Origin of the sequence: Paraburkholderia sp. BR14374, from assembly GCF_040948685.1 — a bacterium.
In the GTDB taxonomy this organism is placed as follows: domain Bacteria; phylum Pseudomonadota; class Gammaproteobacteria; order Burkholderiales; family Burkholderiaceae; genus Paraburkholderia; species Paraburkholderia youngii.
On record NZ_JBFPKF010000028.1, the window covers coordinates 31,392 to 45,189 of the forward strand.

Here is a 13,798-nt window from a genome sequence, read left to right on the forward strand (position 1 = left end):
GGACACTTTATGTATTCGGAAGACTCTCTGGAATCGCTTTGTGATGGTATACGCGATGGTGAAATCTCTGCGGATGACATGCGGAAGCACGCAATTAGCGCCAATGCTAGTCAGTCGAAGCTCAATTGTTTCATTGGTAGTCGCGACCTCGATGCGCATTTCGCAAGGCCGAATGATGTGCTGAAAGGTGCACCACTCTACGGCATCCCCTTCTCATTGAAAGACAATATTTGTGCTAACGGGTTTCCAGTAACCGCCGGTACGCCAGGGATGGAAGGATGCATAGCGACACGCGATGCCATTATCGTCCGAAAACTGAAATCCTTGGGCGCTGTCGTCGCCGGTAAGAACAATATGCATGAACTTAGTTTTGGCATCACATCGGTCAATCCGAGGTGGGGAACGGTGGGCAACCCGACGGCTCCGGGATATCTGGCGGGCGGAAGCAGTGGCGGTTGCGCGGCCGCAGTGGCTGCCGGGATTGTTCCGATGGCGATCGGAACTGACACTGGCGGCTCAGTGCGGATACCGGCCGCCTTCTGTGGCATTATCGGCTTCAGGCCTACAAGCGGTCACTGGTCTTCAGCTGGAATCATTCCAGTTTCTCGCACTAAAGATTCACCTGGGCTTTTGACGCGCACGGCGAAGGACGCGTTGATGATATATGAGCTGCTGTCCACCGGTACCCGCCCGCCGGCAAAACAGATTGGTACTCCTTGCCGCATAGGACTTCCGGCGTCCATGTGGAGTGACCTCAATGAAGATGTCCGAAAGCATTGTTGGCGTGCGATCACGCGTCTGATCCGCGCGGGGTTCGAGTGCGTTGATCTGGACGACTCGGCTGTTGCCGACTTAAATAGGATCGGAACCTTCACCATTCCCGTTTACGAATTCTTCATGGACTTTCCACGCACATTGCTTTCCTTCGGTTGGGCCAACAGGATAAATACGATATTCGATAACATCCGTGATGAAGCTGTCCGCAACATCGTCCACAGCAACCTCAGTGCGCAACTGATCTCTGCGGCGGATTATTCTTTTGCGATTCAGAATGTGGGCCTTTTGCGTCAGCAAATGAAAAACCTGTTCACCACCCAAGGTATCGATTTTCTCGCATACCCGACGGTTCCACGCAGCGTTCCCCACTGTAGCGATGCCGGGCGGCCCGAACTTTTCTCGGAGGTGATACGTAATACCGACTTGGCCAGCAATGCCGCGATGCCCTCGGTTACGCTTCCTGTTGCTCCGGATGGTGCATTGCCCGTTGGTTTGAGCCTTGACGCACCACGAGGTCAGGACCGCCGCCTCTTGACTATGGCAACGTCTGTAGAAGACGTTCTGAATTCGTCGTAACACGACTGCCATCTTCACTGCGAAATGTTTCATGCGCAGGCAGCAGCAAACGATTCGCACACCGTTTCGGAGGCGGTAGCCAATGCAGATTTCATTGCAAAGAATAAACACTCTCTTTGACGCCGGTAGTTTTGTCGACCATCACCCTGTCGAGAGAAGTCATTTCATCTGCGGCGAAGGGTCTATAAATTCCGTAAGAACGTTTCTGGTCATGAATCGGGGACGAGACTGTGAATTCAGAGGAAGCGGACAGTGGCGCACCGCCACGCAGATTACAAAGACCGTAACGATAGCCCGGGACAGTTGCGCCCCATTGATTTACGTTCAGGACCGTCCCGGAGGGACAGATAGTTTCGATACCACAAAAGTTCTTTCATCGGACATGTCGAAACTGCTTTTATCACCAACTGGAATGGGCAGAGTCAGTGCATCTCTCGCGGAGTTGGCCGAGAAGAATTTGCTAATTTCCGCCATACTCGGCCCGACCTCAGGCCCCTTGGCCTTACCACTGATGCTGGCTGACTTGGTGTTGATGACCAAAAAGGGCGCCTTGTGCATGGGTCGCCCCGATATGGTGAAGGCCATGCTGGCTCAGGATTCAGATCTCTATTCGCTAGGTGGAACAGACGTTCACAGCAAGCACTCAGGTTCAGTTCAATTGGTATTCGAAGATGAAGAAGACCTATTCGGATGTGTAAGGCAGTTGCTTCACGTCAGCGCCAACCGCGGAGCGAACCGTGGTCTGGGATATGAAGAACCCGAAGCAGCTGATTTCAAGAGCTTGATTCCATCGGATCATCGTACGCCCTATGACATGCATCAGTTGCTGCATTCTTTCGTCGACAAGGACAGTTTCACCGAAATTAGCCCCGAATACGCAAAGGAAGTGTTGACAGGCTACGCGACCATTAAAGGAAGCGCGGTCGCTATCATTGCCAACAATCCCCGCTATAAGGGCGGTGCCATTCACAGGCAATCCGCTACCAAAATAGTCAAAATGGTTGGTGTGGCTGAGAAAGTCCGGATACCGATCATGTTTATTGCTGACATCCCTGGATTTATGATAGGCCGAGAGGCCGAAAATAGTGGGATTTTTTCTGCAGCGGCAGATTTGTTCAGGGCACACGTTCGAAGCAAAGTACCTAAGTTGCTGCTCATTGCAAGAAAAGCGTACACGGGAGGCGTGTATGCTATGTGCGGCCCTGGCTTTAACCCAGTAGCAGTCTTGGCTTATCCGCAGGCTCACATTGGTGTTTTCGGTCCCGATACGATGACAAAAGTCATGCCAGAACTTGATGAAACGACAAGAGACATAATACAGAAGCTGACCGACGAAATCGTAAATCCCGAACTGTTGAAGGCCAGTGGACTGATCACCGACGTCATTGAAATAGAAGATACCCGGGAGCAGGTTTCGAGATACTTGTTCGCGGAAGCAGGCAGATCTTGAGTCGGATGTTCTGATCGCGGGACAATGCGCGACTTGCCAGACTATCGTGTCCAAGTCGTAGCACTGCCGCGATCAAACTTCTTTGGACTGTTGCCGCGCCACGGTCATCCGGCACTGCGTCATGATAACCAGCGATTCGATGTACGCATGTCACGTTCATCGCGCTAGGCGGGGTCCACGCACTATCAACAAGATTGCGCTGCGTGTCAGGCTCAGCAGGACGATGCCCAGGACAGATGCGTTTGGCACGCCGACTTGTAACCTGCATAGTGCGACTGCTTTTATGCCAAGGATTGCAGTTCAGCTGCCGATGCAAAAACCGGCCGCTTTTGAACTGCTCCGATCGGATTGTGTGGTGTCTACACGCGCACCGACTTCACTGTGGCGCCTTTGCGCACGTCGAGCGTGCCTCCCGGATTAGTTCTATTTGAAGAAATGACGTGCACAAAACCTGCCGCTGAACTAGGGGAGATGTAACATATACACTATTGTCATTCGCGCTGCGGGACCAAAGTCCTGGGCGAGGAAGCCGGACTCGCCCGACTTCCGCGTCCGGGCCCGGTGACGGGTGCGACAGCGCGCCCGTCGCGCGGGCGCGGCCAGACACGCGCTTGGTCCGCAAGTGGTCGATCGCCGCACTCACGATTTCTCCCTGAAGAGCGTCTCGATGGCAATATCGTGCGATGCGCCGTATGAGACGATTTTGCGGAACCGGGTGAATCGCACTGATGCTCGACGATCCGGCAAGCCGCTTGAGCAGTTGGTCGGCAAAAGCGCCCAACAAAAAGTGGCGATAGTCGCGCTATCGTCGCTAAGTCAACCCCGGACTAGAATCCTGTTGCTCGCACCGTAGCGCAATCCATCGAGAAACACAGCCACCAACCTCCGGGCATCGGGCGGATCGGGACATTCAAGCGGAGCGCACAGGGCGGCTACCGCGCACAAAACTTCTTCGGGCCGTATTCCCTTGCGAATATCGCCCGAATCTGTGGCGGCATCAAGAAGGCTCTGAACGACAGGCCGGAGTCGGTCAAGAAAATAGGTCGGCAATGCCCGGAACGCGGCATCGCCCGAATTCAGAGCCGCGGCGAGACCGCGTCTCCTCGTCACAAAATCGACGTAGCGTTCAATCCATCCTACTAATGCGTCGCCAGCGCCAAGCGTGGCGGCAAGTTCAAAGCCGGCATCGGCGCAGGCATCCACCTCACTGCACAACGCGGCTACAACTAGATCCGAACGTTGGGGGAAGTGACGATAGATTGTCCCTATAGCGTCATTGGAAGGCACGCAACGATGAGCTGCTTTGCAAATACCATGCACGCGCTGTGTCTCATGCTAGCCCACGAGCCGAGGTGAGCGTGAGCGTCACACTGTCCGCTGCTTGTAGATGGCGTGCTGCGCAAGCCGGCGCCGGTTTTCCCGGCAGTTGGCGGCGGATCGCCCACATGACAAGCGTACCCCAGGAGCCGATGATCAACACCACGCGCCACCCGGTCGGTGACTAACGTTGCGCGCAGGCACTAACCACCATGCGAACAGTGTGAGCGGCAGGCACTGCTCTTTGGCGAGTTCGTCGATATAAGGATCAGTCACAACCAGGAGATGTTCGCGTCGATGCCCGCGATCAGCGCCGCAGATAAATTACACACGGACGGTCGTGGGCAATTCATCAGAAAACTCTATCGAATATAGAAGCAGCGAGACCGTAAGGTCGTCTTGCTCCTAGAGCGGTTGGCGAGGCGGACCAACCAAAAGGCGCCGATGAAGAGACGCATTTAGCTGCTTCTATCGATATCCACTCCTTCAAGATTTGGGGCGTCTTCCTGGACGAATCTGGCGATGCTTGCATCGTATTTCGCGCCCCTGCCCCCCAAGGCAACCGTCGCTCGCTGCGCGCTGAGAAGCAACTCCTTAAGAGCAAGCTTGATCGTAGATGGGGTGTCGAATCTGCCCTTCGGTCCCGATAGAGTCAGAGCGCCTACTAGCTGACCGGTTGAATCGAACACCGGCACCGATGCTGATGTCGTTTCAGGATCGCGTTCACCGTATGAGACCGCGCACAATTGTTCCCGCACCCGATTCCAGCGCGGATCTGACGATTCAGTGAAAGCGAGCAGTACTTTGCCGGAGGCGCCGTTGTCAATCGCGAATTCCTCCCCAATACGTATCGCTACTCTCACGCTTCTCGAAGGCTCCACGCGGTACAGAACTAAGCGCTGGTCACCTTGCCGCACATAGAAAGATGCCGTCTCGCCCAAGTCCCGACTGAGCTGCTGAAGGATCGGCTCCACCACTGGACCGACTTGAAAAGACCGCTGGTAAAGCATTGCGAGCCGTAGCGGTTGAGGTCCGATAGAGTACTGACCGTCATTCAACTTCCGGATAAATCCGCCGTGCTCTAAAGCGCCGAGCAACCGCAAGACCGTACTTTTGTACAACCCGGCACGGCGCGAAAGCTCGGTTAGCGTCAACTGGTCGTCGGTCGGGCCGAATGCGCTCAGAATAGCAAAAGCTCGGTCAAGAACCGCGACTCCGCTGCTTGTCTTCGATGCGTCGACTGAACGCTGCCCGTCGTCGGGCCCAATGCCAGTCATTTCTTCCCCTTTGGTCAATTGCCGTCACTTTACGGTTTCGCTTGACAGAACTCAAGTTTCACTTTGGCATCGAGGGTTTACCCTTATTAACGAGATTAATCCGACCATCTAGAGTTCTATCACGTAGACCTAGGATCTATTGTATAGAACCATGGAGTTACTCTTGAATACCCCGAATCCCGAAGTGTTGATCAGCGAGGTCGGGCCGCGCGACGGATTGCAGAGCGTTAAAACCGTGATGCCCACTGCAGCGAAGCTGCGATGGATCTCCGCGCTCGCCGCTGCGGGTCTTAGGGAAATTGAAGTGGGTTCATTCGTGCCGACGAAGCTGCTGCCGCAGATGGCTGACATTCGTATAGTCGTCGCGCATGGGCTGTCTATTCCGGATTTGCGCGTCGCGGTTCTCGCGCCGAACCTGCGTGGTAGTCAGCGCGGTTTCGAAGCTGGCGTGCACAAGGTCACGCTTCCCGTGTCAGTGACCATAGAACACTCGCTGGCCAATATGCAGAAAACCAATGAGCAGATGATCGAGGAAGTGCGCAATATCGTCGCGCTTCGCAACGAACGGTTTCCAAACGTAGAGATAGAGGCCGGCATTTCGGTTGCCTTCGGCTGCACGATCGCCGGCACTGTGACCGATGACCAGACGATGCGCATGTGTTTGGCAATGGCCGAGTGTGGTGTTGATGAAATCGGCCTGTCCGATACGAGCGGCTACGCGAACCCGACCCAGGTTCGCCGGCTGTTTCGCCGGCTCCAAACGGAACTTGGCTCAAAGGCTGGCGGTGCACACTTCCATAACACGCGCGGACAGGGACTTGCCAACGTCGTCGCAGCGCTTGAAGTCGGCGTGACGACGATCGACTCCAGCCAGGCGGGTCTCGGCGGCTGCCCCTATGCGCCGGGCGCAACCGGCAACATCGTGACTGAGGACTTGGTCTTCCTGCTGGAAGCCATGGGCTATGACACGGGCGTGGACATCGACAGGCTGATCGCCGCGCGTGCCATTCTCGCCGATGCGTTGCCTCGCGAAGCGTTATACGGACACTTGCAGGACGCGGGGCTCCCCAAAGGATTCGCGTATGCAGACGGCCACGCACCCCGTGCGCCGCAACCGGAAGACTACCGGATCAGACTAGCGCAATGAGCAAAGTGCGAGCCAACCAAGATTTGCCGTATAGCGGCGTACGCGTCGTCGAGATGACGCACATGGTGATGGGGCCCACATGCGGCATGGTGCTGGCGGACCTCGGCGCGGAGGTGATCAAGGTCGAACCCATTTCCGGCGACAGCACGCGCGCTTTGCGCGGGTCCGGGGCGGGCTTCTTCAGCACGTTCAACCGCAACAAGAAGAGCATCGCTGTCGACGTAAAAGATCCGCGCGGCGTGGAAATCATTCACAAGCTGCTTGCAGGGGCGGACATTTTCAGCGAGAACTTCAAGAGCGGCACGATGGACAAACTTCGCCTCGGTTATGCTGCACTGTCCAGGATCAATCCGCGTCTCATCTACGTGTCGCATAAAGGGTTTCTGCCCGGCCCATACGACCATCGCACCGCGCTGGATGAGGTCGTGCAGATGATGGGCGGCCTCGCTTACATGACGGGACCGGAAGGCAGGCCGCTGCGCGCCGGAACGAGTGTCAACGACATCATGGGAGGCATGTTCGGCGCGATCGGTGCGATGGCGGCCCTCGCACAACGCGAACGCACCGGCCGGGGTCAGGAAGTGCAAAGCGCGCTGTTCGAGAACAATGTGTTCCTCGTAGCACAGCACATGATGCAGTACACGGTGACCGGTACTGCCGCGGCGCCGATGCCAAGCCGCATTTCAGCCTGGGGCATCTATGACGTGTTCTCGGTGAAAAATGGCGAGCAGATCTTTCTTGCGGTCGTCTCCGATACTCAATGGGCGCCGTTCTGCGACGCTTTCGGGCTGGCGGAGCTCAAGTCGAATGAGCGGCTAGCCTCCAACAATCTGCGCGTGCAGGCCCGCGAATGGTTGCTGCCGCAGCTTCAAAAACATTTGGAAGCGTTCACCGCCACGGAGATCAGCGCGATCTTCGAGCGCTGCGGGCTGCCTTATGCGCCGATCATGAAGCCGCAGGACCTTTTCGATGATCCGCACCTGCTCGCTACCGGCGGACTCGCCCAAGTGACTTTGCCGCCTGACGCCAGCGATGCGGGGCAAGCCATCGCGACACGGACTGCGCTGCTGCCCTTGACGCTCGGTGGTGAGCGCCTGCATCTACGCGCGCCGCCGCCTTCGCTCGGTCAGGATACTCAGGCGCTTCTGACAGATCTCGGATACACGGCTGAGGATCTCGGACGATTGGTCGAGGCTGGGATTGTCAAGTGTCGGGACGCCCAGCCTCACGATGCGTCGAATCCTTCGGCGAACGAACTCGCCAGCGCCTGAACCAGCGAAGCAAACAAGCAGTCACTGTTCCGCAGAGGCCGGGCCTCTGCACGCCGCGATTTGTCCGGAGACGAGGCATGGCATTAAGTTCATCGAATATCGCCACAGGCCGCGCGGCGGATTCCACCCTCGAGCACTCCGCGGTCAGAAAAGCCGCGCGGCGCTTCATTCCGCTACTGGCGCTTGCGTACTTCTTCAACTATCTCGATCGCACCAGCGTCGGTTTCGCGGCGTTGACAATGAACCGCGATCTGGACTTGACCGCCACGCAGTTCGGCTGGGGGGCTGGCATCATGTTTGCGGGGTATTGCTTGTTCGAGATTCCGAGTAACCTCGCGCTGTACCGCTTCGGCGCACGGCGCTGGCTCGCCCGCATCATGATCACGTGGGGGCTGTTCGCAGCGGCAACGGCACTAGCTGTCGGCCCGAAAAGCTTCTACGCGATCCGGCTGATGCTTGGCATCGGCGAGGCCGGTTTTTTCCCCGGTGTGATCTTTTTTCTCGCGGTCTGGTTTCCGCCTGCCTATCGCACCCGAGTTCTGGCTTGGTTCACCGTCTCCACGCCGCTCTCGTCGCTCGTGGGGGGGCCGCTCTCGGCTGGCCTGCTGCACATGGACGGTGTCTTGGGACTAGCTGGCTGGAGGTGGATGTTCGTCGTTCAAGGACTGCCCGCGTGCGTCCTCGGTTTTCTGGTACTGAAAATGCTGGACGACAAGCCCGCCGATGCGAAGTGGTTGTCGCACGACGAACGGCAAGCTCTGCAGGGGGCGTTCGATCGAGAAGACACGTCAAGTCGGAAGAAGAAGCATTTCGTTGCGGCATTGAAGGACGTGCGAACCTACATTCTGGCGATGATTTCCTTCGGCTTCACGATGGGCTCTTACGGCATCGGTATCTGGCTCCCTCAGATGCTGAGGGCTCACGGCATGAGCGTGGCAAAGACGGGCTGGATGTCGGCAGTGCCTTACTTCTTTGCTACTGTTGCGTTGCTCTGGTGGGCCAAACGAGTCGACAGTCGCGGCGGGCCGATAGCGAATCTGGCCGCGGGTCTGCTGATCGGCGCAATCGCGCTCGGCGTCTCGACGTACTTTCATCAACTGCTTCCGACGATGGCCGGCCTAACGCTCGCGCTTATCGGCACGATTGCCGGGCGAACGATCTTCTATACGCTCCCAACCAGCTTCCTTTCAGGCCAAGCGGCCGCCGGTGGGCTCGCTTTCATCAACTCGTTCGGCGCGCTTGGCGGCTTTGTCGGACCGTATCTCATCGGCTATCTGAAAGACGGTTTCGGTACGTTCTCGGCCGGCATGATTGGCCTGTCAATCGCGCTGGGCATCACGACATTGCTGACACTGTCACTTCATGCGTTGGCTTCCGGAGAACAGGCATGAAAAAATCACATTCGCCGCGGCGTCGGCAATTGCTCGGCACTGCCTCAGCTTCCATGATTCTCTCCCCTGTTACCGGGCGCCATGCGTTTGAAAGAGAGGAAAAGCACCTCATGAGCACAACGAGCAATTACCTTCCCGTTCGGGCCGACTGGCTCGCTCGCGGCACCGAAGCCGCGCTCGAACCCGACATGCCGATCATCGATGCGCATCATCACTTCTACGAGCGCCCAGGATGGACCTACCTTCTGGACGAGTATCTCGAGGACGCGCGCTCGGGACATAACATTACTGCCTCGGTGTTCATGCAGGCGCTGACACGGTATCGCCCGTCTGGTCCCGAGGCACTGCGCCCTGTGGGAGAAATCGAATATGTTGCAAGCGTTACGACTCCTTTGCAGAGCGGCAAGCCGCAGGTTGCAAAAGCCATGGTCGGCTACGCTGATCTTCGCCGCGGATCAGCGGTGCGCGATGCTCTCGAGGCAGAACTGCATGCTGGCGATGGCAGATTTCGTGGCGTTAGGCACCTCGTTACTTGGGATGCCGACCGGACCCTTGTCAATCCATTATCGGCGCCCCCGCGAGGGCTGCTGCTCGATCCGGACTACGGGGCGGGAGTCGCACAACTAGCTTCGCTTGGACTGTCATACGACGCGTGGTTATTCTTTCCGCAGTTGCCGGAGTTGTACGAGCTGGCCAAGTCGAATCCTCATACGCCTTTCATCATCAACCATTGCGGCGGCGTTCTCCGGATCGCCAGCTATGCAAAGCAGCGCGAGGAAGTATTCGATGCGTGGTCCCGTTCAATGCGCACACTCGCCGAACTGCCGAATGTCTATGTGAAGGTGGGTGGCCTTGGTATGCGCATCAATGGCTTCGAGTTCGAAAAGGGCGAACGCCCACCCTCGTCGGACCAATTGGCACAGGCGTGGAAGCCATGGATCTATACGTGTATCGATGCATTCGGTGCGGCCCGCTGCATGTTCGAAAGCAATTTCCCCGTGGACAAGGGCTCTTATCCCTTCAGCAACGGTTGGAACGCCTTCAAGAAGTTGACTGCGCAAGCGAGTCCCGCAGAGCGCGAAGCATTGTTTCGGGGCACGGTCACCAAAGCCTACCGCTTCGAATGAGTGCGTCCGATCGATCAGCGCGGCCGGGCCCGGAAGCATCGTCATCACTGTCGGCCCAACAGCTGCGTTGACAGCCTTTGTGTGTATGACAGGACCGGCGCGATAGCCGTCTGATGAAGCCGACTTGGAAGGAACTACCGTCCTTGCCAAGGACGCCATGCTGGCAGTTCAACTGCCAGCATCGGTACGTCTCGGACGCTTTTTGTCATCGTAGCAAGAATTTTCACCATCTGCAGTAGCAGTTTTCGGGTTACTTGCCGCCCATTTCCCTTTCTGTAGCATCGGGCATGCTCAGTTCTCCGCAGCAAGCTAACGGTAAGCCTGCCCCTAGGTTCTCTCGAATCCTCTCCCGAGTTCCCAGTCTGTTATTCGGCGATCATATTCCAACTGTTCCCACCGGGCCGCATGCACGTAATGCTTAACAACATCATCTCCCAGGACATCCCGCAGCCAGGCTGAATTTGATGCAACATCGATCGATTCTCTTAGCGTTTTGGGAATATCCGGAAGATCGCGATCACGGTACGCGTCACCATGACATGGACCGGGCAGTTCGAGGTTCTCGGCAATCCCCGCGAGGCCGGCCGCGATCAACCCCGCGAAGGCCAGGTATGGATTGAGATCCGCGCCTCCGATCCGACATTCGACCCTAGCCGCGTACGAGCCTTCGCGGCAAACCCTGAAACCAGCCGTACGATTGTCTGGGCTCCAGACCGCCTTGGTCGGCGCGAACGTCCCTTTTTGAAATCGTTTATATGAGTTAACGTATGGCGCTAAAAACAGCGTGATGTCTCTCGAATACTTCAGAAGACCCGCAAGGTAGTGGCGCATAACATTGGCCATGCCATAGGGCGAATTTCTGTCAAAAAAAAGCGGAGCTCCATCTAGTGTCCACAGGGAGGAATGAATGTGGCTGGAAGAACCTGCCAACTGGTAGTTCCACTTGGCCATATACGTAATGGCTCTATTCTCCTGGGATGCAATTTCCTTGGTGCCGTGCTTAATTAGCGTATGTTGGTCAGCCATCACTAGCGGATCGGCGTAGCGTACATTGATTTCGCCCTGCCCAGGCCCCGATTCCCCTTTCGAGCATTCGATCGCGATTCCCGCACCGTGCAATCCGTTCCTTATCCGACGCATGACCGATTCCTCTCGCGAGGTCGACAGGATATGGTAGTCTTGGTTGTACGTTCCAGAGGTTAACAGGTCGCGAAATTTCTTCATCGATATATACTCGTAAGACTCATCGAATAGGTAGAACTCTAATTCCGATGCGAAGCACGCGGCCATTCCCCTCTCGTTCAGACGACGAAGCTGCTCCTGTAGAATCTGCCTCGGCGAATGAGCAACGGGCTCCTGACACTGGTCGAAAACATCGCAAATTACCAACGCCGTCGCTTCAAGCCAAGGAATGCGCCGCAATGTCGAAAGGTCGGGCTTGAGCACAAAATCGCCATATCCAGCTTCCCAACTTGAACACGTGTACCCTGCCACCGGTTCCATCTCGATATCATTGGCCAACAAGTAATTGCAGGCATGCGTTTCCAGATAGCCATGCTTAACGAAAAAGTCCCCTTGAAACCGCTTCCCGACAAGCCGACCTTGCATGTCAACCATGCAAGCGATAACTGTATCAATAGCACCCGAAGCAACATCCGTAAGCGGCTCGGCAGGGCCGGTCCCCGATTCGCGCGCGCGTGGGGCATGATGTGAGAGCGTGAGGAGGTCCGGGTAGATCACGTGAGATCGTTCCATGATCGTGGACACGATCTTCTGGATCTACCGGGTCAAACGGCTGGCGGGGGCGGAGGGGCCGGATTCAGTTTGACGGCCACGTTCCAGGGAAGCAACTCGTCGATGCGGTTGACCTTGTGGTCCGCAATATGAGTGAGCACGTATTCGAGATAGGCACGTGGGTTGATTTCGTTGAGTTTGCACGTACCGATGAGACTGTACATCGCCGCCGCACGCTCACCGCCGCTGTCGGAGCCGACGAACAGGTAGTTTTTCCTGCCCAACGCTACACAGCGCAGGGCATTTTCCGCGAGCACGTTGCTGATCTCGGCGCGTCCGTCCTCGCAGTAGAACGTGAGTGCCGCCCAGTGGTTCAGCGAGTAGTTGATCGCGCCCGTGAGCGTGGACTTCTTCGACAGCGTCGCAAGCTTGGCCCTGATCGTCGATTCGAACGTGTTGAGCAGCGGCTTGCTCTTCTCCTGCCGCACACGGAACCGCTCATCGGGTGGTTTGCCGCGAATGTCGGCTTCGATGCTGTAGAGCTCGCCAATCATCTCGAGCAGTTCCCGGGTATCTGGAGTCGGTGTACGCTCGTGAACGTCGTATATGTACCTCCTCGCGTGATCCCAGCACGCCGCTTCGTGCACGTCGCCGTTCGCATACAGGTGATCAAAGCCGGCGTAGGCATCCGCCTGCAAGATTCCCTTGAAGTTGGCGAGATGCGTTTGCGGATGAACACCCTTGCGGTCCGACGAGTACGTGAACCAGACTGCCGCAGGTTCCGCCGAGCCCGAGCGTCGATCGTCGCGCACATAGACCCAGAATCGGCCGGTTGTCGTCTTCTGGTTGCCCGGTGTGAGAACGGGAACCGTCGTGTCGTCGCCATGAAGCTTGCCGGCAGCCAGCACGTAGCGCTGGATCGCCTCGACCAGCACCATGCAGAGCTCGACGATCTGGCCGATCCAACGGCCCATGCTGGCGCGATCAAGCGTCACGCCGTCGCGAGCCGCGATCTCCGACTGGCGATACAGAGGTTGGTGATCCGCGAACTTCGATACCGCGATATCGGCCAGCAGGCTTGGATGCGCGATGCTGCGCTCGATCGGCAGGCCCGGCATCGGCAGTTGTTCGATATGGCCACAGCCGGGGCAAAGCAATTTGCGCCGGGTCGTGCGGATGACCTTGAATGCGGCGGCTACGCGCGCGAGCTGTTCGGATACGTCCTCGCCCAGGGAATGCATGTTCGTCGCGCATCTGGGGCAGAGCGGATCAGGCTCGAGTACGATCTCCTCGCGCGGCAGATGTGGCGGGAGCGGCTCTCGCGAAGCCGATTTGCTGGCCGGCGCATTCGGTGTCCTGTCTCGCTGGTTACGCGCCTCGGCAGCACCACGGCCGCCCGTCAGGTCCTCCAGCTGCGCCTCGAGCTTGTCGATCTGCTTCGCGAGTTGCTCGGACTTGCGCCCGAAGTGGATCCGCCTGAGCTTGTCGATCTGCGCCTTCAGGCGTTCGATCTCGTCATCTCGCGCGGCGAGTTCCTGCACCATCTTCGCGATCGATGCCTGGTGCTCAAGCAGCGATGCCTGTTGCGCGAGCACCATGGCACGGAGCTCGGCGACGTTATCGGGCAGCGGCGCTTGATCGGGCATGCGTCGCAGTTTACGAGCCTTCCTCGCGGTTTACAACATCGAGAGTGCGGCGGTGCGTCGTGGCTGTCGCCAGTCGATGCCCTCG

The 13,798-nt window shown here is 57.4% G+C and carries 10 protein-coding genes; 6 read left to right on the top strand and 4 right to left on the bottom strand.

Going from position 1 to position 13,798, the window contains the following annotated elements; genetic code table 11:
• The first annotated feature begins 9 nt into the window (after nucleotides 1–9).
• Together AB3X86_RS34530 and AB3X86_RS34535 are read left to right on the top strand one after the other, a co-directional pair.
• Nucleotides 10–1,353 (top strand): amidase family protein, encoded by a 1,344-nt coding sequence (locus AB3X86_RS34530; RefSeq protein WP_368587026.1) that lies wholly within the window; start codon nucleotides 10–12, stop codon nucleotides 1,351–1,353.
• Between the two features lie 82 nt (nucleotides 1,354–1,435).
• Nucleotides 1,436–2,803 carry a carboxyl transferase domain-containing protein gene (locus AB3X86_RS34535; RefSeq protein ID WP_184228242.1) on the top strand — a complete coding sequence of 456 codons (1,368 nt, stop codon included), beginning with the start codon at nucleotides 1,436–1,438 and terminating at the stop codon, nucleotides 2,801–2,803.
• A gap of 816 nt (nucleotides 2,804–3,619) precedes the next feature.
• On the opposite strand, the gene AB3X86_RS34540 is transcribed toward AB3X86_RS34535, so the two are convergent.
• Nucleotides 3,620–4,006: a hypothetical protein gene (locus tag AB3X86_RS34540; RefSeq protein WP_227717676.1), complete on the bottom strand. Its 387-nt coding sequence runs from the start codon at nucleotides 4,004–4,006 to the stop codon at nucleotides 3,620–3,622.
• A 572-nt stretch (nucleotides 4,007–4,578) separates the two neighbouring features.
• Complete coding sequence (locus tag AB3X86_RS34545) at nucleotides 4,579–5,397, bottom strand: IclR family transcriptional regulator (RefSeq protein WP_184228284.1); 819 nt, start codon at nucleotides 5,395–5,397, stop codon at nucleotides 4,579–4,581.
• A gap of 163 nt (nucleotides 5,398–5,560) precedes the next feature.
• Here AB3X86_RS34545 and AB3X86_RS34550 point away from each other — a divergent pair, with 163 nt between their 5' ends.
• The 4 genes from AB3X86_RS34550 (at nucleotide 5,561) to AB3X86_RS34565 (ending at nucleotide 10,333) form a co-directional block, all read left to right on the top strand.
• The gene (locus AB3X86_RS34550) at nucleotides 5,561–6,544 is read left to right on the top strand and encodes a hydroxymethylglutaryl-CoA lyase (protein WP_018434980.1); all 984 of its coding nucleotides are present in this window, start codon (nucleotides 5,561–5,563) and stop codon (nucleotides 6,542–6,544) included.
• Nucleotides 6,541–7,815 carry a CaiB/BaiF CoA transferase family protein gene (locus AB3X86_RS34555; RefSeq protein ID WP_368587791.1) on the top strand — a complete coding sequence of 425 codons (1,275 nt, stop codon included), beginning with the start codon at nucleotides 6,541–6,543 and terminating at the stop codon, nucleotides 7,813–7,815. Before AB3X86_RS34550 ends, AB3X86_RS34555 begins: the two co-directional genes overlap by 4 nt.
• A 77-nt stretch (nucleotides 7,816–7,892) precedes the next feature.
• Nucleotides 7,893–9,206 carry an MFS transporter gene (locus tag AB3X86_RS34560; RefSeq protein ID WP_368587790.1) on the top strand — a complete coding sequence of 438 codons (1,314 nt, stop codon included), beginning with the start codon at nucleotides 7,893–7,895 and terminating at the stop codon, nucleotides 9,204–9,206.
• On the top strand, nucleotides 9,203–10,333 hold the full coding sequence (locus tag AB3X86_RS34565) for an amidohydrolase (RefSeq protein WP_368599426.1): 1,131 nt from the start codon (nucleotides 9,203–9,205) through the stop codon (nucleotides 10,331–10,333). Before AB3X86_RS34560 ends, AB3X86_RS34565 begins: the two co-directional genes overlap by 4 nt.
• Nucleotides 10,334–10,660: 327 nt before the next feature.
• Here AB3X86_RS34565 and AB3X86_RS34570 read toward each other — a convergent pair whose 3' ends face one another.
• Nucleotides 10,661–12,100 (bottom strand): glutamine synthetase family protein, encoded by a 1,440-nt coding sequence (locus AB3X86_RS34570; RefSeq protein WP_368599427.1) that lies wholly within the window; start codon nucleotides 12,098–12,100, stop codon nucleotides 10,661–10,663.
• A 20-nt stretch (nucleotides 12,101–12,120) separates the two neighbouring features.
• Entirely contained in the window at nucleotides 12,121–13,713 is a 1,593-nt protein-coding gene (locus AB3X86_RS34575; RefSeq protein ID WP_368599428.1) for an IS66 family transposase, read from the bottom strand.
• Between the last annotated feature and the right edge of the window lie 85 nt (nucleotides 13,714–13,798).